The 20,806-nt window shown below is 37.7% G+C and carries 19 protein-coding genes; 17 read left to right on the top strand and 2 right to left on the bottom strand.

What is annotated here, in order from left to right; all coding sequences use genetic code 11:
* Positions 1 to 816 precede the first annotated feature (816 nt).
* The 3 genes from ESA94_RS18315 to ESA94_RS18305 all read left to right on the top strand — a co-directional run bounded on the left by ESA94_RS18315 (position 817) and on the right by ESA94_RS18305 (position 2,819).
* Entirely contained in the window at positions 817 to 1,743 is a 927-nt protein-coding gene (locus ESA94_RS18315) for a hypothetical protein (protein ID WP_129132388.1), read from the top strand.
* A gap of 77 nt (positions 1,744 to 1,820) precedes the next feature.
* Entirely contained in the window at positions 1,821 to 2,234 is a 414-nt protein-coding gene (locus tag ESA94_RS18310; protein WP_129132387.1) for a hypothetical protein, read from the top strand.
* 18 nt (positions 2,235 to 2,252) lie between these two features.
* Positions 2,253 to 2,819 (top strand): hypothetical protein, encoded by a 567-nt coding sequence (locus ESA94_RS18305; protein WP_129132386.1) that lies wholly within the window; start codon positions 2,253 to 2,255, stop codon positions 2,817 to 2,819.
* Here the strand turns inward: ESA94_RS18305 and ESA94_RS18300 are convergent.
* Positions 2,809 to 3,006 (bottom strand): hypothetical protein, encoded by a 198-nt coding sequence (locus ESA94_RS18300; protein ID WP_129132385.1) that lies wholly within the window; start codon positions 3,004 to 3,006, stop codon positions 2,809 to 2,811. The genes ESA94_RS18305 and ESA94_RS18300 overlap by 11 nt on opposite strands.
* A 498-nt stretch (positions 3,007 to 3,504) precedes the next feature.
* On the opposite strand from ESA94_RS18300, the gene ESA94_RS21815 reads away from it, so the two are divergent.
* From ESA94_RS21815 to ESA94_RS18245, 11 genes are all read left to right on the top strand, one after another.
* Positions 3,505 to 3,894 carry a type II toxin-antitoxin system PemK/MazF family toxin gene (locus ESA94_RS21815; protein WP_205756012.1) on the top strand — a complete coding sequence of 130 codons (390 nt, stop codon included), beginning with the start codon at positions 3,505 to 3,507 and terminating at the stop codon, positions 3,892 to 3,894.
* A 317-nt stretch (positions 3,895 to 4,211) separates the two neighbouring features.
* The gene (locus ESA94_RS18290) at positions 4,212 to 4,454 is read left to right on the top strand and encodes a multiubiquitin domain-containing protein (protein WP_129132384.1); all 243 of its coding nucleotides are present in this window, start codon (positions 4,212 to 4,214) and stop codon (positions 4,452 to 4,454) included.
* A complete protein-coding gene (locus tag ESA94_RS18285; protein WP_129132383.1) occupies positions 4,451 to 4,864 on the top strand; it encodes an E2/UBC family protein in 414 nt (137 codons plus the stop codon). Before ESA94_RS18290 ends, ESA94_RS18285 begins: the two co-directional genes overlap by 4 nt.
* A gap of 3 nt (positions 4,865 to 4,867) precedes the next feature.
* Positions 4,868 to 6,325 carry a HesA/MoeB/ThiF family protein gene (locus ESA94_RS18280; RefSeq protein WP_129132382.1) on the top strand — a complete coding sequence of 486 codons (1,458 nt, stop codon included), beginning with the start codon at positions 4,868 to 4,870 and terminating at the stop codon, positions 6,323 to 6,325.
* Positions 6,300 to 6,725, top strand: a complete 426-nt coding sequence (locus ESA94_RS18275; protein WP_129132381.1) for a DUF6527 family protein — start codon at positions 6,300 to 6,302, stop codon at positions 6,723 to 6,725. The genes ESA94_RS18280 and ESA94_RS18275 overlap by 26 nt, the downstream gene beginning before the upstream one ends.
* Before the next feature lie 82 nt (positions 6,726 to 6,807).
* Entirely contained in the window at positions 6,808 to 7,491 is a 684-nt protein-coding gene (locus ESA94_RS18270; protein WP_129132380.1) for an RNA polymerase sigma factor, read from the top strand.
* 110 nt (positions 7,492 to 7,601) lie between these two features.
* Positions 7,602 to 8,897: a type IV secretory system conjugative DNA transfer family protein gene (locus ESA94_RS18265; protein ID WP_129132379.1), complete on the top strand. Its 1,296-nt coding sequence runs from the start codon at positions 7,602 to 7,604 to the stop codon at positions 8,895 to 8,897.
* Between the two features lie 26 nt (positions 8,898 to 8,923).
* On the top strand, positions 8,924 to 9,583 hold the full coding sequence (locus ESA94_RS18260; protein WP_129132378.1) for a hypothetical protein: 660 nt from the start codon (positions 8,924 to 8,926) through the stop codon (positions 9,581 to 9,583).
* A complete protein-coding gene (locus ESA94_RS18255) occupies positions 9,580 to 12,633 on the top strand; it encodes a type IV secretory system conjugative DNA transfer family protein (RefSeq protein ID WP_129132377.1) in 3,054 nt (1,017 codons plus the stop codon). The genes ESA94_RS18260 and ESA94_RS18255 overlap by 4 nt, the downstream gene beginning before the upstream one ends.
* Before the next feature lie 38 nt (positions 12,634 to 12,671).
* On the top strand, positions 12,672 to 13,208 hold the full coding sequence (locus ESA94_RS18250; RefSeq protein WP_129132376.1) for a hypothetical protein: 537 nt from the start codon (positions 12,672 to 12,674) through the stop codon (positions 13,206 to 13,208).
* 51 nt (positions 13,209 to 13,259) lie between these two features.
* Entirely contained in the window at positions 13,260 to 13,550 is a 291-nt protein-coding gene (locus tag ESA94_RS18245; protein WP_129132375.1) for a hypothetical protein, read from the top strand.
* A gap of 100 nt (positions 13,551 to 13,650) precedes the next feature.
* Here the strand turns inward: ESA94_RS18245 and ESA94_RS18240 are convergent, their stop codons facing one another.
* The gene (locus ESA94_RS18240) at positions 13,651 to 13,884 is read right to left on the bottom strand and encodes a helix-turn-helix domain-containing protein (RefSeq protein ID WP_129132374.1); all 234 of its coding nucleotides are present in this window, start codon (positions 13,882 to 13,884) and stop codon (positions 13,651 to 13,653) included.
* A gap of 138 nt (positions 13,885 to 14,022) precedes the next feature.
* Between ESA94_RS18240 and ESA94_RS18235 the strand changes: the two genes are divergently transcribed.
* The 3 genes from ESA94_RS18235 to ESA94_RS18225 all read left to right on the top strand — a co-directional run bounded on the left by ESA94_RS18235 (position 14,023) and on the right by ESA94_RS18225 (position 20,806).
* Positions 14,023 to 14,766: a hypothetical protein gene (locus ESA94_RS18235; protein ID WP_129132373.1), complete on the top strand. Its 744-nt coding sequence runs from the start codon at positions 14,023 to 14,025 to the stop codon at positions 14,764 to 14,766.
* Positions 14,767 to 15,074: 308 nt separating this feature from the next.
* Positions 15,075 to 16,541, top strand: coding sequence for an AAA family ATPase (locus ESA94_RS18230; RefSeq protein WP_129132372.1), 1,467 nt, complete (start codon positions 15,075 to 15,077; stop codon positions 16,539 to 16,541).
* Between the two features lie 17 nt (positions 16,542 to 16,558).
* Positions 16,559 to 20,806, top strand: a complete 4,248-nt coding sequence (locus ESA94_RS18225) for a DUF5977 domain-containing protein (protein ID WP_129132371.1) — start codon at positions 16,559 to 16,561, stop codon at positions 20,804 to 20,806.

Genomic DNA, 20,806 nt, shown 5'->3' with positions numbered 1-20,806 from the left:
AAAAACAACTAATCTTTTTATCAACTTCAGGGGGTCAGTTTGAAATGGCCGCAGGGGGTCACATTGGTCTGGCGAATGGGGGTCACATTAAGCCGGTAGCAGGGGGTCAATTTGAGTGGATTTTCCAGGTATACCCCCAACCAAATTTGTCTCCTCCAATACCATACAGTGTGTTAAGAGTACTGTGTTTGAGAGGGCTGCCATTAACGATGATTTGTGGAGATGAACTTTTGTCGAAGCCTTCAATTTTAAGTAGTGACATAGTTTTGTGTTTTCTTGATACTCTAACACTGGAAGGGGTTTGTCAACTGGGTATGAAATAATTGACTTCACCTTCCAAAAAGGTAGTATGGCTTCCATACAGTATGGAACCTACAACACCTCAAAGACTTTGGTATAAGAAGAAACGATAGCTCATCCCACTAGGGTTTGTGGGTCTTGTTACGGCCGCTATGTCATCTGAGCCAACACAGACCATACAGCCAGCAGTTGTACCGGCTACACCTCAGATTGAAACCATCAAAACAATACAAGACACTCAGATAAAGAAAGTAGTACCAGTTTCAAAATCAACAAGAGAGTGTAATGAAAATTACTCAGGATGCTTGAATCCAAATGCGAGTGATTACGACTGTTCAGGAGGATCAGGGAATGGTCCGTACTACACAGGGACAGTACAAGTGCTTGGGTATGATGAGTATGACCTTGATAGAGATGGTGATGGATGGGGGTGTGAGTAGATCGAGCAAATTCAGGGTCAGAAGATTATTGAATCGACTATTAACAGCAGCGCTCGTTTAGTAGATACTAACAAGTATGAAAAGAACAGTTTTTTACTCATGGCAGTCAGACTTACCTAATGCTACTAATCGTAGTTTCATTGAAAATGCCTTAAAAGATGCTGCTAAACAGATAGCTCAAGATGAAAGTATTGGTGTTGATCCTGTAATTGATAGAGATACACAAGGTATGGCAGGCGCTCCTGATATTAGCCTTGCTATTTTCAGTAAGATATCTGCTGCCGATCTGTTTGTTGCTGATATTTCATTTGTCGCCAATAATGAAAATCGTTTTATTCCAAATCCTAACGTTATGGTTGAGCTTGGTTATGCATTGAAAGCTAAGGGGCATGAAGCGTTGGTTTTGGTATTTAATACTGCATACGGAGACATTAAAGATTTACCATTTGATTTGAAGATGAAGCGATGTATTCTTTATGAAGCAAAAGAAGGTGAAAAAGATAGATCAACAACGAAGGCTACGCTAATTAAAAATTTTAAGGACGCTCTGATTGCTGGTTTTACTAGTATTCCCTCTGAAGTAGCTTCTCCAATAATTCCAATAACAGAAATTATTGAGCAGAATCCATCAAACAAGATTATTTCTCTTCGAAAATATCTTGGTCAAGTTTTAAAACAGCTTGAAGTAGTTGAGCCAGTAATGCATCGTGATGGAGGTACAGCAGAGGGGATTATCCATGCTATATCAGAAACAAAAGATATTGCAGCAGCTTTTGCGCGACTGGCAGAAACTGTTTCTCTTATGAACGATAATGATAGTGCGAAAGAAATATTCCAATGGTTTGCTCGTTTACTTGAGAAATACGACCCACCAGCAAATGCTACAGGTAGGACCTCAAGGGCAGATGGTGAGTTCTATAAGTTTATTGGTCATGAATTTTTTACAATATTTATTAACCCTTTTTTTAGAGAGGAAAATGGGACTTACTTCATGAAATTTTAAGTGGAGTTCTCCGTCTTAGTCCAACAGGACGTCAACAGGACGCCTCGAAAAAGTCATGGACTAATCTTTCGAATTATATGGATCTGGTTGAAGAAGAAGGTAAAAAAACAAGACGGAAATCTTTACATGCTGATCTTTTAAATAGCCGACATTCGGAGGGTGATTTAGCATCAGTGTCACCTATTCGCGAATTTATGGAAATCGATTTCTTTCTTTTCTTGTTTGGAACCGGAAAAACTAAAGGTGAATTTCGAGGAATGTGGTATCCACGCAGTGTTGTTTATTTATCTCATGTCCCTGAATTTATTAAAGACGCTGTAGATTATTCACACGCAATACGCCTAGCTCATATATTAGGTGCGGGTGATGTTGAGGAACTAAAAAAACGACTTCATGGTTCGGAAAGATTAGGTTTCGATTGGAGTTCGCCAATTCGTGATAGAGATATTGACTCTATCGGAAGTACTGGGGGTGCGGTAATTATTAGATAGTAACAGTAAAATAGAAATATGGAACAAAACTTGAAACTCTTATTGAAAGAAATTGATGAATGCTACTCTTTAGCAGAAAAGGAGCTTTTAGAAAAACAAAATATAGAGTCGGTTGAATTTAAAATTAGGCAAGAACTAAGTAACCTTGTAGGAGGGTTAGATAGTCAAATCCTTCTTTTAAAATTTAAAAAACTAAATGGCGGACTCAGATCACAGCTTAAATCTGGGTTTCATAATATATCAACTACTAAATCAAAATTAGAGAATTGGAGAGTTTTAATTAATGAAATTCTAGACTTTCTTAAGGCTTCGACAAAGACCTTTAAAAACAGACTTGAGAAAGAAGGATTATTTATAGAATCTCGCTCTAAAAAGGATAGCGATCTTCATCTAATTATTGGACAAAAAGACGGCAAGCCAGATAAGGCTCATATTGTTCTTGATGAGAAGACAGGAGATATTAGGGTTGAAGATAATCAATTAGAGCCTTTGGAGTTGGTTCAAAAAATTGAATCAATAATTACTCTTTCAGATGGAAAGAAAATTAAAATTACACGAGAGGCAATCGAAGAAGTTATTGAGTAATCTGTTCCTCAAGCTCATGCTTTTCTTGCTCAGCAAGTATTTTGTGTTTATGAATGCTAATAATAATCTCTGCTAAGTATTGTAAAATCTCTTCTTCAGTGGTTTCTTTATCAGCCGTATCAACAACGTGCATGTTTGGATCTAATGACTGCGCATACTCTAAATAGGAATTCAGTTTCTTTTTCATAGGATATATAAAGAGAAGGTGCTTAAAATGCACCATCTCTGATTTGTTTTTATAGCACTTTTTATGCTTTTTTAAAGCTTGCTATATAAAGGTTTTTTGAGGTGTTCGATTCCCTTAATACTCCCTCCCTTAAATGCATTTTTTTAGAAAATCTGAAAATAAAAAATCCTTATTTAACAACGTAAATAAGGATTTTTTTAAAAGTTCGCTAATGTGGACATTAGGAAAAATAAATCGAACACACTCCACAAACAAATTTCCCTCCCTTGGCAAAAGCTTGAAATTGTTGAACAAGATTCTGAAACAGATAAGCCACTTACAGTACGGGAAGTCATTCAAGAATTGTCGCACCTAGCTGAAGTTCTGAAAAGGGAGGGTACATCAGAATAATTTGCTTTAGATGCAAATCCCCCTCACTTAACTTTAAAAATACTTTATTTCATATACTAACCCTTATACTTTACACAGAATAAAATAGTAGTGGTATAATGAATCATTGTGTTGCAATACCAACCAAAAGAAGGATCAATAGTGAAATGTGATTTTACGAGATTTCGAGTACCAGAGATTGTTAAAACACGACCCGTTATTGTTATTAGTTCTCACAAAGCAAACTCAAAACTTGTCACCGTTGTTCCCATTAGTGCAACTGCACCTACAAAAATCGAATACTATCATCCTGAATTTGATCTTGAAACAGAGAAAAACCTTGAACCATATCTTTCAAATTGTAAACGGTGGTTCAAGTGTGATCTGGTGTATGTACTTAGTATTGAAAGAATGGATCGGTATAAGAATAGATATACAGGAAAACGGGATACACCACAAGTTTCTCAGCGAACATTGAAGGCAATAAAAGAAATGGTGCGACTTGCAAATGGACTATAAAAGCAAAAGAACTCAGTCAAACTGAGTTCTTTTTACTAAGAAGGCAACGGCTTGCTTTCGCCATGTGTTACCTTCTTGCCTAATTGCTTAGGTCTTCCAAGCCCCTTTCGGGATCATTTATAGTATAATGCAATAGAACAAAAAATGTCAAGTGTTAAGGTGTGAATATCTTGGTGCAGTCGTTTTGAACACTGTGGAGATCACCAATAAAGAAATAGTAAATTTATTAGTAAAATAAATGCTAATTTATTTCGTAATTCTGTATATTTGAGATACACTAAATAAGTTTACATTAACCGTTTAAACACTATTCAAGTATGGCAAAGAAATTTAAGTTTAAAATTGAGAACGACACCCATGAATGGCCCAGTCAATTTATTAAAGGATCAGAAGTGCGTGGAATTCCTCCTGGTATTCCTGAAAACATGGATCTTTTCTTAAAAGAAAAAGGCAAAGTAGGCCGTCTCATTAAGAATGATGATACCGTTGATCTCGCTGAAGAAAGTGGAATTGAAAAATTCTATGTGCAAGAATCTAAATCCACACCTGGTACAAGATGAGTTTACTGTTCCCCGAAGATTATGAATACTTGGCATCAACAGGATTGCAGTTTGTGGAAGATGAAGGCAATCGATTCTTGGTCTTGCAAAACTTTCCCGTACCAGAAGGTATGTATGTTGCGCCGGGCAATGTGCCTGTTAGTCAAGTTGAAGTTTTAGTTATCATCCCGTCAAATTACAATATGTCAGGGACAGACATGCTTTGGACGCACCCCGCAATAACCCGGGCTGATCAAGGACCAATGCCAAATGTAAATGGGTATGGAGGTGGGGATAATAGAATATTCAAGGATAAAGAATTCTGTCGGTGGTCAAGGCACTATGGTGGAACGTCTTGGAAGCCTAAAGTAGATACGATTGTAAAAATTTTGGGACGAATAGAATGGGCTTTACAAAACCCGGGAACATAATGTATGAGTGATAGTAGAATTGTATTTCTGAAATCCACTGAAAGCAGAGTTAGAGAATGGCTGTTATCGCACCCTGATAACCATGAACGAGGAGTGATTGTCCTTTTTCGTCGTATTTCAAGAGCAGTTGAAGGTCTTGTGGGGTCACACAAATTTCTTGCGGTTGATGTAATAGAAATGAAAGATGATTGGGTGATTGATAGCTCTCCCTTTCATATGACCATCAATATGCGCAAGTTTCCTGAAGTTTATTTCAGATGTGAACAGGAAAATCTTGAACTAGGGTTTATTCATAATCATCCTAATGGATATGTAGATTTTTCTGATAAGGATGATGTCAATGAACAAAACATTTTGCGGGGCGTGGCAGGATGTAATTCACTTGAATCATTTTTAGTGTCATTGGTTTTAGTTGATGACCGATGGATTGGGCGAGTAAGGCAAGGGCTCAATCCAACACAAATTATTCCGGTTAGACATATTACAGTTCTCGGAAAAGATATGAAGGTGTATGGGGCGAATAGCGCTACACCAACACCTGCCCTTAAACGACAAGAAGCTGCATTTGGAAAGCCGTTTAATGATACCCTTCAATCACTACGAGCTGTTGTTGTTGGCTTAGGAGGAACAGGTTCTCCCACCGCAACATTATTGTCTCGTTCAGGTATTGGAGAGCTGGTATTAATTGATGCTGATGATTTAGACGGCACGAATATGAACCGGGTTCGTGGATATACCAAAGATCACATTGATCGAAATAAAGCGCTTTCATTGAAAGAGTTTATTGACTCACTAGGACTCTCAGTAAAGGTTGTTGCTATTCCAGAGTATTTATATGAATCAACAAAAGGTATCGATGCGGTTGCGAGTGCTGATGTTGTTTTTGGTTGCACTGATGATGCAAGAGGCCGTGATATTCTGAATCAGGCAATGTATTATTATGGTTTTCCATATTTAGATACCGGTATTGCTGCAAACATTGATACTACCGAAACCGATAATCCATATTTACGTAGTTATAAAGGGCGAGTTAGTTGTATACTACCGGAAGACGGGGCTTGTCTTCGGTGTCAGAGGGTTGTAACGGATGAAATGATAAAGTTTGAGGAAGAAACAAGCAAGAGGCCGGAGTTATTAGAGCTTGATGCTGAAACCTTGGAACGTGAATATTATCTTCGAGGCGGTGGAGTGCAGGCACCTGGTGTTGGGCCCTTTACAAGTGCCTCGGCAGATAATATGCTAGCTACATTCATGAACCTGATTAAACCCTTTAGAAAGTTGCCGGATGATTTGTTACAAGATAATATATGGATTGATTTTATTCATATGAATATTCATAGCAATGCGCCGGAGGATAATGTTGATTGTCCTTTTTGCAAATCAAAAATATTGTTATTTAAGGACGAAAAAAAATACAGACTAGATACTCCGGCGTATGGAGAAATTAAAAATGATATTTAGGGTTTTAAAAAAATTATTCGGAAGAAAGGAGCAATCTGAAAATGCTGATGCGGTAACATCGCTTCCTCCTATTCATTTTTCTTGTATTACACTTGTTTCTACTACACCTTCAAATTCGCAAATTGGATTCAATGATTTTTTTGTTGTTGAATATAAAGGAAAAAAGTACTGGACTCTTTTTCAATGTCCATGTGGTTGCGGTGAAATAATTTCGCTTTCATTGCAAGATGAACATGACAATACATGGCAAGTTGTTAAATCAAAACATAATCGCCCAACATTACATCCTTCAGTTTGGCAGAATCAAGGATGCTGTAGTCATTTTATTCTTACTGATGGTCGGATATATTGGTGCGGTAATACAGGTTCTCCGCCTGACCTGTATGATGAAGTCGAGTAACACAAAACTGACCTTGTAAATACGAAGAGTGTAATAGGGAACTATTTTTTTGTAATATCTTTATTATAGAAACTCTTATAAGATGCAAACTTCTTTTTCACATAAAGACCAAATGATGGCAGAGGCTTTTCATCGTGGAGAGGTGGTGGGTCTGAACTATATCTATGAGCAGTTTTTACCAGCGCTAACTGTGTTTGCAGAGAAGATAGTGTATGACAAATCAATTGCTGAGGATATAGCTTCTGAAGCATTGGTAAAGACATGGAAGATGTGTCATAAGCTGGATAGTTTTGGTGCAATAAGAGCCTATTTGTATAAAGTAGTATTTAGAGACAGTGTAACTGCCAAAAAGAAGCAACAGCAGCGATCTGAAATTGAAAATACGGGTGGACTATTCGCTGAGGTCTTTACATTACCACCCTCTGATCGTATTATTCAAGCTGAAGTTTATCGCATTCTTCATAATGCACTCAAGGAGTTACCACCTGGTAGCCGTCGTGTATTAGAGAAGTATTACCTTGACGATATGACTAGTGTTGAGATTGCACAAGAGTTAGGACTTTCTCCCGGGACGATACGAAATCAAAAAAAGCAAGGATTAAAAGCCTTGAAAGAAAAATTAGCTCACTTATCAGATAAGGGCTTTTTCAAAAATAATATTACAACAGAGTTGCTAAGGATAGTGAAATATATAGTTAAGATAAACCCTCTTGCCAAAACTGATACTTTGGTTATTAATAATAAAACCGGCGTTTATAATGTCTAAGTGTTTGAATTGTACATTCAATTTTTTTAGATAGGATGGGCAATTTGGAGTAAGCATTTAAAGATGCCACCCTCACTTACATTTTATAATCGGCTCTATAAAATGTATGAATGCAAAGTATTACACCAATCGGCATCACCACCTTTCGCAATTCAAACAAACCATTTGGTATAAAAGACAAGGATCGTTTTGGTCATATCTACTGCATCGGTAAAACAGGTACAGGGAAGTCAACACTATTGTTGAACATGGCAATCAGTGATATTCAAAAAGGCAATGGTATTTGTATTATTGACCCGCACGGAGATCTTGCAGAAACAATCCTTGATTATATCCCTGTGGCAAGAATGAATGACGTTGTGTACTTCAATCCACAAGACACGAAGTTTCCCATTGCATATAATCCGTTATTCAATGTATCCAGAGAGCAACACCATATTGCAGTATCAGGACTTATCAGCACATTCAAAAAGATATGGGCTGATTCATGGGGTCCACGCTTGGAGTATATACTCCGGTTTTCACTCCATACTCTTTTAGAATATCCCAATGCAACCTTGCTCGATATACAACCACTCCTCACGGATTACAACTTCCGTAATCATGTCTTACGATATTGTACTACTACATCAATTCATTCCTTCTGGCAGAAAGAATTTACCGCATACAGTCCTGCACTACGAATTGAAGCGATCACCCCTATTCTTAACAAAGTGGGTGTCTTTGCCACCAGTGCTCTGTTACGAAACATCATTGGACAAAGGGAGAAAAGTATCAATATCGCTACATTAATGAATGAAAAGAAGATTGTGGTTGTAAACCTTGCAAAGGGAGCAATTGGTGAGGACAGCACTTCACTCTTAGGAAGCATGTTAATTAATAGTATTCAAATGGCGGCACTTGCACGTTCTGCACAACACGAAGCAAGCAGAATTCCGTTTTATGTGTACGTTGATGAAATGCACTCTTTTGTTTCGCTATCCTTTGCGGATATGCTATCAGAGGCACGTAAGTTTAAAGTGTCGTTGTTTCTCACCCACCAGTACATTGACCAAGTTCATGAGAAAATTCATGCTGCAATTATTGGGAATGCCGGAACACTCATTTGTTTTCGGTTAGGAAGTGCAGATGCAGAAACACTCACTACTGAATTTAAACCTCCGTTTGATACAACCGACCTCATGGCATTAGAGCGGTATCATATGTACATCAAACTGATGATTGATGGTGCAACTTCTAAACCCTTTAGTGCAAAGACCCTCCGGTTACCACAATATCGCTATGGATATAAGAAAAAGGTGATTGAGCAATCAAGGGAACTATATGGAACTAAGAAAGAATACGTGGAAGAAGCGATGTTACGCCAGGAGTACAAAACATCAGCAGCTAAAACATTATTTGAGTAACGATAATATAACAATACAGCCGATATATGCAATACTACTTAGCGGGTATTGCACAAGTAAACAATGGCTACTATTTTCATCAATCCCTAAAACCACCTGTTATGATCGAATACATTTTAGAAGTGTTATTAAGTATCGGTTTTTTCAGACTCTTATTGTATATCCTGATATTATTTGCTGTGATCAGCGTTATAAAAGGGTCGCTGCAAAAAATCAATAACGTGCAAACAAACTGGCATAAGTATCTGGATCATCAGCCATTCTCCCCACAGGATTTTTATAGCGAGCTAAGTCAGGAAATCAATGCAAAAGATATTCCTCAGTTATCACTAACCCGTATTGAGTATCCTGAAGGTGGGATTTTCTCTCAGAACCGGGAATATCTTCGTGTATCATGTCGTCAATATATATTTGATGTGTGTGCGGCTCCTTTTTCTACTGGCTTCTTTATATCATATTGGATGGGTGAGCTTTCCGATCCAATGAAGGACATTTTTAAGAACATGCCATTAATTGGGCGGTTTTTCAGAAAGCGGCAAAAAACATTTTTTGAATTAGATAACGAGATGCTGTTTAAAGAACTCATCAGCACCTCAGTGAAAAAAGTATTTGACGAGATGATTGAGATAAAAGGAAAACGAAATGTGGCAATTGATGGACAAGCAAATGTTACCGCAATGCAATGACTGTAAAAGCACCAACACTACGGCAACAGGAGTTAACTGCACAATTTTATGCCTGGGAAATATTAGGCAGAGGCTGGCTGCATGCAAACGAACCGGTAGAATTAGAGCCACCCTTCACCCCTTTTTTCGGATACCGATACGCAAGTCCGGTCATTGAAGATGATGGTGTCCACCATACTCTCTTCAGCAGTATTGCTTCGTTGTTTCAGCAAAAGAAACAGCCAACAGTATCAGAGCAAGCATTTGAGTCGCCTGAAATCAGTTATGAACTGTTTCAGTTTGAAGAAACCTCATTACTGGTCAGTTATACCGTACTGTTGCCAAAACTGTATAAAACAAGCAGTGCTGATACCATTCAGTTACTGACGATGCTTTCCTATATCACCCGTCCAATCAGTTTTGAAATTCATGCAGATCAACAAGCAATAACAATACTCTTCACCTGCCGCCAGGAAGATGCACCATACCTTGAAGCGCAACTCCGTACCTATTATGGAACGTATAGTTTCAAAAAGACAATGGCTGATTATGATTTTCTTCATCCCAAAAACGCTCCATGCGCCGCCATTGATTTTGGGTTGCAACAGGAGTACATGCGGCCAATGAATCAATACAAGGGACAAGAACAAGATTCATTCTTAGGGATTCTTTCTTTATGTGAGCATATACCAACAGGTACGAAACTTATATTTCAGGTACTGTTTAATGGATTGGTAAACCATTGGCCGCAGAGTATGCTGCGCTCCGTGATGGATGGAAAAGGAGGAGCTTTTTTTGAAGATGCTCCCGAAATGCTCCCACTGACAAAAGAAAAACTCCAGCATCCATTAATTGCATGCACAATCAGGGCTGCAGTATTTGCACCAACATACCAGCAGGTACAGCAGACATTAGATGCTCTCTGTTTTGCGGTTGGTACACAATCCCAATCAACAGGGAATCGCCTGGTTCCATTAACAGACGAACAATATACACAGGTACAACGCATCACCGATATTGCTTTCCGGCAAACGCACCGGAGTGGAATGCTGTTAAATATCATGGAGCTTGCGCAATTCCTGCATATCCCAACCTACACTCCTGCAATTACAAAGTTGTATAGTAGGGAACGTAAGACAGTTGCTGTTCCATCACTCATGCAGGGACATCAATTTACAGTAGGAATCAACAAACATCAGGGAGAAGAAACGGAAGTATCAATAAGCACCGAGCAACGCTTGAAACATACGCATATCATTGGTGCAACCGGCACAGGGAAATCAACTTTGATTGCAAGTATGTGTGTGCAGGACATTGAAGCAGGTGCAGGTATTACACTCTTTGATCCACACGGCGATTTGATTGAAGAGTTGATGAGCCGCATTCCGGAACATCGCATGAAGGATGTAGTGATCATTGATCCATCAGATATAGAGTTTCCAGTTGGGATTAATATCCTTGAAGCGCACAGTGATCTTGAAAAAGAAATCCTTTCTTCTGATGTGGTTGCTTCTTTCAGAAAACTATCAACCTCATGGGGAGACCAGATGAATGCGGTATTTGGCAATGCCATACTTGCATTTCTTGAATCAAAAAACGGAGGATCATTACACGACCTCCGCCGTTTTCTGGTGGAGAAAGAATTCAGAGCAACAGTCTTAACAACTATCAGTGACCCTGCTATTCACTACTATTGGCAAAAAGAATATCCATTATTAAAGACAAATTCCATTGGTCCGATACTGACAAGGCTTGATACCTTTCTTCGACCCCGATTACTTCGCAATATTGTGATTCAGAAAAAGGGGATTGATTTTTCTGACGTACTGCACTCACAAAAAATCCTGTTGGTGAAGTTATCCCAGGGATTAATTGGTGTAGAGAATAGTTATTTGCTGGGATCACTTATATTGTCCAAACTACATCAGGCAGCGTTTGCACGGCAGCAACACAATAGTGTTCGTCATCCCTTCTTTATTTATATTGATGAGTTTCAAAATTTTATTACGCCTTCAATAAAAGAAATGCTCACTGGTGTCCGCAAATACAATGTGGGGCTGGTGCTGTCTCATCAGGATTTACAGCAAGCGCAAAAAGAAGACGGAGAATTATTCCATAGTATTTTAAGCAATGTCAGTACAAGAATTGTGTTCAGAACAGGTGACCAGGATGCCAAGAAACTGGTAGAAGGATTTAACTCTTTTGAAGTTGGCGATTTTTTAAACCTTGGAAAAGGAGAAGCCATAGTTCGTGTTGAACAACCACAATATGATTGTTCATTAGATACGCTTCCCTTAGAAGAAAAATCGAATGAAGAAAAGGAACAGAAGAGAGAAGCAGTACGGGCATTATCACGGAAGCAGTATGCAAAGAATCGGGAAGATGTTGAACAGGTATTACAAGACACACTGATCATTGATACTGATGTTCGATTAGAAGCGCCGACAAAAGAAAAATTCAAAGTACAGCAACAACCCAAAAAGGAAACAACAAGAACAGCAGAACCCCAACAGCAGATCATTGTACCGACTGCGATTTCTCCAGTGGAAACAAAAGAGAAGGAACAACTATCTACTCATCGGTATTTGCAAACGCTGATTAAGAAAATGGCAGAGACCAAAGGGTATACTGCTACAATTGAAGCTGCTATTCCTGATGGCGGCGGCCAGGTGGATGTATTACTTGCACGGGAAGGAAAGCGGATTGCTGTTGAAATCTCTGTCACTACAGACATGCGATGGGAAATGCATAATATTGAAAAGTGTTGCAAGTCAGGATATGAGCAGATTGTATCTGTGTCAGGAGATCAAAAACAATTAGAAAAAATCAAATCCCAATGTGAAGATGGCATTACTGACTTTGTAAACTATCCGGTATTATTTCTGACTCCTGATGCACTGTTTACGCTATTAGATCAGCAACCGCTCACCGTACCACAACCACAGGAGCAGATAATGAAAGGGTATCGTGTTAATGTATCGTATGATGCTATTTCACAGGAAGAGGTACAGCGCAAGCGAAGTGCTATTGCGAAAGTGGTGATGGATTCGTTGAGGAAGAAAAAGAAGTAAGTGGCGATATGAGTATATTGATAAAAAAATAAAAGTTCATGAAGAAAGCACTGATAACACTTGGAAAACGTATGGTGGTAGATAGTACAACTACAAATGAAATCTTAATTGAAATGCGAAATGCTGCCTATCGGGAAATTATAAATGAAGCCCAAACCTATGGGGTGCATACCTATGCGATGGATGGCGATGGCCGTTCACGGCAATTTAAACAGCAAATCGACAGAGCCGCAACACTGGGATGCATTCCTGTATTGTATAAACTAAGAGCAGCAATTCCTGATTTATGGGATGCGTCACAAAGAATCAATTTGAAATTTGCTTTGTTGGAAGGAAATATACCTGATGTCAGAGTTGAGGTTGTAACATTTGCCAAAAATGAAATCGAAAAGTTGCAACTAGTTGTTTACTTCCAGACAGAGCCTCTAGTGCTGTTAGACAGTATTGGAGAAAAGTTGTTGCTTGCATTTCCAAATACTACAGGTGCAGATGATGCAGTACAGACTTATTTTGATGCTACTTTCTTTTTGCATCTCAGGGATGATATTTATTTTTTTGATTACAAAGTACTATGAAACGGATATTTTGTTTTATCACCAATTAAATTATGCATAAAACCCCAGTATATGAGTTACACAAAATCAAACATGTATTATGACGATTACAAGTGGTCAGCACGTGCTGATCACGACAATCCGAAAATTATTGGAGGAACTGATCATGCACAATTGAACAGAGAGGAAGGGTATGAAATGCTTTATTTTATTAACAGTCTTGCTAAGACCTGGAATTGGAAAAATCCATCAATAGGATCGTTTCAGAAATTAGAAAAGATTATAAGGAAAGAGGTGCCATCTTCGATTCGGACTCATTCAGGTATTAAAACTTGGATTGCACAAAATTATAAGACAATTTAGAAGCAATTGAATAGATGTAGTTACTTACTGAGAGAGTGAACTGTAATATAAAGTTGTGTTTTATCAAGACAGCCTGATAGCTATATACAAAGGAAGTTAGTTAATCAAAACGAAAAAGTTCAGCAATTGGAACATTGAGTTCTTGTGCAATAAGGGATAATGTTTTTACTGTAGGATTACTTCTTCCTAGTTCTAATAAGCTTATTATCTGGCGATCTTTATTACAACGATGCGCAAGTTCTGTTTGATTTAACCCCGCAGCTTCCCGGAGCTTGGCAATGCGTAACCCAAGCTTTTTAAGAGTAGTGTCAGATTTAGAAACTGCCTTCGCCATTGGCACACAAGGTGAAGGAATCACAAAAAAATATTGTCAATATATATCATGACAAATCATTTTTTTCCTTACGTTTGTTTACAACAAAGGGAATACCACACCCACAACACCATATTTATTAACCATCAAAGCCTTTTTATGACGAAAAGTATTTCTTTGTCATTCGCCCTCGTATGCCTTATCGGCTGTTTCACTCCCAAACCGGCAGCTGTTCCTGAAACCAAACAAACTTACACCTTCGACTATGCCACTACAGAAACTGTAAAACCGGGCAGTAATGGGTTTGTGGTGGGATTGGTAAAACCATATTACGCTACCAGCTTTTATTCCGGCAATACGGAGCTGTTTAAGAATTTTAAAAAAGCAATTGGGGATGATGTGGAAGAACTTGTTATTGCCAAAGGATTCAGTTTAAAAGGACCGTATGAAACAAGGGATGAAATGATATTCGAGGATAAGAAACGAACTGATATGCTGATTCAGGTAGAAATGACCCCTGCCTTTACCGCTGTGGAAGGTCAATGGAAGTCTAACTGGATTCCTATTGTTAATGTATATAGCTATACCTATTCAGGTAAAGCATCATTAGTAGGGAAAATTACACTAACCGGTATTGAACCACTCACCAATGAAAAGATATGGGTGAAGTCGGTTTCTATTCCCAATATAGAAAACATTCCGATTGCAACCAGTAAGAAATATGATCGCCCTCTTGATGAAATAGCAATCCTCAATGATCCAGGTGTGTACAATGCACTCGGCAGTGCACTACAACAACAATACAGAGGCATCATGGAAAAAATCAATGCACATTTCAGTGGAGAAGAGTTTGCTTCTCTGAAAACACAAATCAAAGAATTAAAAGCAAAGAAAGGATTCTAATGATTGCTCATGTGCATTGTTTTAACAGTTTGTAATCCTAACTGGAAGTGTATTAGAATAGGTGAAAACACCTATTCTAATATCTTTTTAATACGGTATTCTTGGAATGAAAGTACGTTGTTGTTGTTCGCAATAGTGAATCAATAGAAATGAATGTGCATATATGGCCATAAGTGTGCGGAGAAACAATTTTTAATGTAAATATGAAGAGTAAGAATGTCCAATTAGTAATATTTAATTTTTTGAATTTTAAAAAATAGTTATTACCATTACGTGCGATTTGAAAACCATCAAGTTTTGACTTACTTATGAGATCAGGCAGTTTTAAACACCCACTGCTAATACTATTTTTAACGCTATTCTTCGCCGCTACCAGCAAGGCGCAGGATAGTTCTCTATTCAACCGTATTCTTTCTTTCCCCGATAAAGTATTTGGCCGCATAGACAAGGAGGCAAATAAGTTCGAACAAAAACTCACCCAGCAAACAGATAAATACCTCAATAAACTTCAGCGGCAAGAAGAAAAATTAAAACGCAAACTGTGGCGTACTGATTCCATAAAAGCAAAAGAAGTATTTGGAGATATTAAAGGCAGGTATAACCGGTTGCGAACAGAGCTACACCAAACGCAAACCGAAGCTCAACAGCATACTACCGCCTATAATGGTCATTTAGACTCATTGGGTACCGCAATGAAGTACTTGCAGAACAATCTAGCGTTTCAGCAGGCAGGAGCATTACAGAATAAGGTGGGAGCAAATGTGCAAAGCATTGCCAGTCTTAAAAACAAGTTGAATCAAACAGACCTGATCCGCAAACAAATTCAACAGCGGCAACAGGAGCTGAAAGCGCATTTACAAAATACGCCGCTTGCCAAAGAGTTTCAAAAGTTTAAGAAAGAGGTTTATTACTACCAGGCACAGGTAAAGGAATACCAAGAAGCCTTAAAAGACCCAAAGAAATTAGGTGCGAAATTATTAAATGTGGCTAAAAAAGTTCCTGCATTCCAGGATTTTTTCAGTAGAAATTCAGAACTGGCAAATGTGTTTCAATTGCCAAATTCAAATGGGCAGTATGCAAACATGGCAAGCATAAATAGTTCATTTCCTACTAGGCAAATGGTTACCAGTGCGATCGTAAACAATATTGGTAATGTTCAGAATCCTTCTCAATTAATACAGCAAGGTATTCAGAATGGCAGTTCGTACGTAAACAATTTATCCAATCGGGTGAACAACGCAATTAATGCGCCAGTTAGTGGAAATGATGTTGCGTTACCTGATTATAAAGTGAACCCGCAAAAAACGAAAAGCTTTTTGAAGAGGTTGGAGTTAGGAACAACTATACAAACTAATAAAGCAAATTTTTATTTTCCTGCAACGTCTGATCTAAGTGTTATTCTTGGTTATAAAATTAGCGATAAAGGCACCGTTGGGATTGGTACTTCAGGAAAAATTGGATGGGGGCATGGTTGGAATCGAATTCAGGTTACGTACCAAGGCGTTGGCTTAAGATCTTTTCTGGATCTGAAAGTAAAAGGAAATTTTTGGATAACAGGTGGTGGAGAGATGAACTATCGTAGTCAGTTTCAAAATATCGAAGTATTAAAAAACTATTCAGCATGGCAAAAAAGTGCGTTACTGGGAATCAGTAAAAAGTATTCAATAGGAAAAAAATGGAAAGGGAATGTTCAATTGCTTTATGATTTTTTAGCAAAGGATCAGGTTCCTCAAAGTCAAAATTTTGTTTTTAGAGTCGGTTATACATACAAATGATTTATAAAAAAATGAGAATGAAAAGAGTAGGTATTTTCATCGGATTACTTCTTATTATCTCGTCCAATTTATCAGGGCAAGTTCATCTGCAGACGGGGAGTGCACAGTATTCTTATCCCTTATTTAAATACTCAGATGAATCAAATGGTTTTGGCACAACGATTGAACTCCAGTATGTTTCTGGTAGTGGTGTAAAGGTTAATGAGATTGCAGATGATGTTGGATTAGGATGGGGTCTTGGTGCTGGAGGTTTTATTCAAAGGGTGCAATATGGCGAACCGGATGATCAGGATTCAAGAAACTTATTCCCACCAATTACGAATAACTGCACAAATCCCGTTGGGTCTTTTAACCAAAATATTGCGTATTGGGACCCGGTTTTAGTTGACATCGTTCAAGCAACTATGTCAGTGAAACCTGGGGCTCACGATTATATTAACAATTACTATCCAAATGGATACATGTTTAGCGAGTTTGTTTTGAGCCCGGATATAACCCAGACTCCAAATTCCTGTATGCTGCCAGGTGATCTTGTATTTACCCCTCGTTTTAAAAGTGATCATGATAAAAGGATAAAATATTCCAGAAGAGCTTTGGCTGATAGGCAACAAGATGTATTTACATTTAACTTTAATGGAAGGGTTGGATCCTTTGTCATAGGAAGAGATCATTCAATTACAATATTGCCGGACTCAAAACTTAAAATAAGATTTGAGCTGACTGACATGACTAGCAATAATATTAGAACCAAAATAAGCTCATTTATTATTACTGATGAGTATGGAATTGAGTTTAAGTTTAGTACGCTCAATCTTACAGAAGTGCTAAATTATATTAATCCAATAAATCTGTATAATACGAATGCAAATCAAACACAGATATCAACTAACATATATCGAGCGACATCAACGGGAAAATATATAGTTGACAAGTGGTTTCTATCCGAGATAAAAAACCCTCGTACTGGAGCTAAGATCGTATTCAATTACGAAGATTACTACCCTGATTTTATTGGCTCATATAATATGGCCTGCTCATTTATTCAAGAGCAACAATATTATGGAGTTTATGGAACATTTTCCAGGTCTTTTACAATTACTGAAAACAGAATAAAAGGAAGAAGTAAGAGGATCAGAGAGATAGTATTGCCTGGTAATTCAAAATATCAATTTGTATATGGTGGACAGCAGCGAATGGATAGCGGACCAAAAACAACGCCTTTGACAGAGGTAAAGGAATATGTGGAGAATAATCTAAGGAAGTCATTCAGATTTAAATACGGTTATTTTTATAAAAAGGAAATACTAGAATTTTCAAATACCACTTTGTATACAATGACGCAAAATCAAAAGCGATTTTTGCGACTATGTTTGAGATCAGTTCAAGAAATTTCATCCGAAGAGACGTCAATTGTTCCACCTACCACTTTTGAATATTATACCGGCTCAGAAAGTTCAGATCCATTGGAAATCGTGCCACCTTTTGGTTCATTCTCTCAAGATCATTGGGGGTATTATACCTCAATAAATCAGGATATTACGGAAAATGAATATCCAACTGCAGCAAATATGAATCTTCTATTTATGAATAGAATGCAGATAGGGGCAACGTTTTACCCATTTGGTAACTATGAAAGCAGAACACCTACGTACAACTATGCAGCGTTAGGTATCCTTAAGAGTGTAACAAACCCTCAACAAGGAAAATTGACTTATGTATATGAGCAAAATCAAGGGAAAACAGGAATGCATGTTAAGAATGCATCAAGTCCTCTGAACTATAATCAGGGAGTTAGAGTAAAGAAATGTATAACAATTGATCCTGTTATTAATAGTAGTCAAACTGTTGTTGAATACTCATATACTGATGATGACGGCACATCATCTGGTTGGGGATTCGAACAAACTACTGAGCCATTTTATACGACAACCAAACAGTTGTATCACTACAAAGATGATGGCACCTATTCATACAGTGCAAATTCAATGTCTGGAAAAAGTGAATCTTTTTTCCAGACCTATGTTTTCCGTGATATTATGTCATCAATCGATTTTGCAAGTAAAGCATACTCTTTTTACCAAACTATTAGTGCAACAACTAAAATGAGTGGGCCGTTATTAGTCGCTGATTTTGTATTATTTGTAGGCATTAATTTAATCCAAGCCAGTAACGCAAATGCCACATTTACTATTGTTAATAGTGGTTTTTATCCATCTTCTACAATAAGCCCATTGCCAATTATGTATTCAAGAGTAAAGGTTAAGAATGTAAGTGCCAATGTTAATTCTGGCTATACAGTTCACAAATTTACTTCTCCAGCTACATACAATGATCAGATTCCTCCAATGTCATTTCCATACTCGCCCAAAATGAGGTTTCTCCCATGGAAATATGGCCTGCCGCTAATTACAACCCATTATGATGCACAGGATAAAAAAGTTAAAGAAGAAGAAAACATATATAATCAAGCGGCTTTTGAGAGGGATTTGACTACGAATACGAATAATCTATCTTGTTATGTGGAGACAAATGCGATTGTTGATTACATACTTCATAATTCACAGGGAGGTGGTTATACGAACTACTTAAGTTATTCTTTTTATTACCCAAGAACAGGAAGATCCGAAGTCTCAGAAACAAAGATTAGAAATTATAATTCAACAGGCGTATTTAATGAAACAACTCTTATTTACAATTACAGTCCTAAAAACTTTCAGATTAACGAGATCACTACTGTAAAAAGTGACGGGCAGGTTTCTGGCGAGAGGATTTATTATCCGCTGGATTATGAACAAAATAGTGTAATGCAGCTTTGCAGCACTAATAACATTATTAATGTTCCGGTATGCAAAGTAACCTGGAAAAAGGAAAGCTCAAGTAGTACGGAAAAAAAGGTAGTTATAGCATCTCTTACTGAATACGCAGTAATCTCAAATGGTGATATAAAACCGATAAAAGTTTATCATTCCGAGCTTGACGAACCAACCGTTAGTGATATTTTGGATCCAGAGCAAGTAAAAAACAATTTATTGAATTATTCTTTTTTGAAAGAGTCGAAACGAATCACTTATACAGACGAAGGTGACGTGCTAACTGTTACAAGTAACGGGACTATTAGTACCTCGACTCTATATGATTATTCAAGTAGTTTACCTGTTGCTAAAATTGATAATGGAAATTTTGAAGAGGGTGTCGCATATACAAGTTTTGAGGGAACAAAGAATCATGAAGCTGCCGGTATTAACAAATGGGGTTATGGGACACATTTGATTAAAAGTAGTCAAGGGGCCATAACAGGAAGTATGGCTTATGATTTAGTAGGAAGTATGTGGATAAACTCTCTTAATTCTAATAAGAAATATATCTTAAGCTTTTGGGTAAAAGGGCCAAGACCAGGAGTAAATATCAATTTTCCGGGTGGGGGTAATCAAATAATCGACAATCAATTGACACTCGTAAGGAGTGTAAATGGTTGGTTTTTGTATCAGGGAGAAATATCGGGGGCAGAAGGTATTGGCATATGGAAAAATAATAGTAATGAATGTCTGATAGATGAAGTAAGGGTATATCCGGCAGATTCGAGAATGACTACCACAACCTATAACCAACGGTTTGGTGTTTCAAGTGTATGTGACGCCAACAATAATATTTTGTATTACCAGTATGATGCTGTTGGCCGTTTGATCGCCGTTCGTGATATAGAAAAAAATATCATTAAGACATATGAGTATAATTACCTCAAAGTTGGAAACGATGAAATCTCCAAAACGTTTACTAAATCATGTTTATCCTATCAATTAGGAAGCGAAGTTTTATATACAGTTTTTGCAAATACCCATTTTGGACTAACTAAGGAGGAAGCAAATAATCTTGCTCTCAATGATCTTAATACAAATGGTCCAGCTCAAGCCAACTCTTCATCATCAGGTACCTGTACAACAGTCTATGCCCGTCTTGAATTGAACTATTGGAATCAATCTTCATCATATGGTGAGGCTGATGTGGTTATCAGGTTCTACAGTGATCAAAATTGTACTCAACCATTATATGTAACCAACCATGCAGTGACATATACGGAACATATTGAAAGCTATGATTCATGGGGTAACCTCACCAACTCTTCAACTGAAAGTAATGTGGTTGCCACTGGTACAGAATATGTCATCGGTACCAATGTATTGATGTATGATCATGGAAACTATTATGGAAGCTTTTACAGAAGCTATTATATCAATGATAAACCGAACTACTTAATAGCCTATTAA

The sequence above is a fragment of the Lacibacter luteus genome, assembly GCF_004118265.1.
In the GTDB taxonomy this organism is placed as follows: domain Bacteria; phylum Bacteroidota; class Bacteroidia; order Chitinophagales; family Chitinophagaceae; genus Lacibacter; species Lacibacter luteus.
This window is presented reverse-complemented; position numbering and strand designations above follow the sequence as displayed.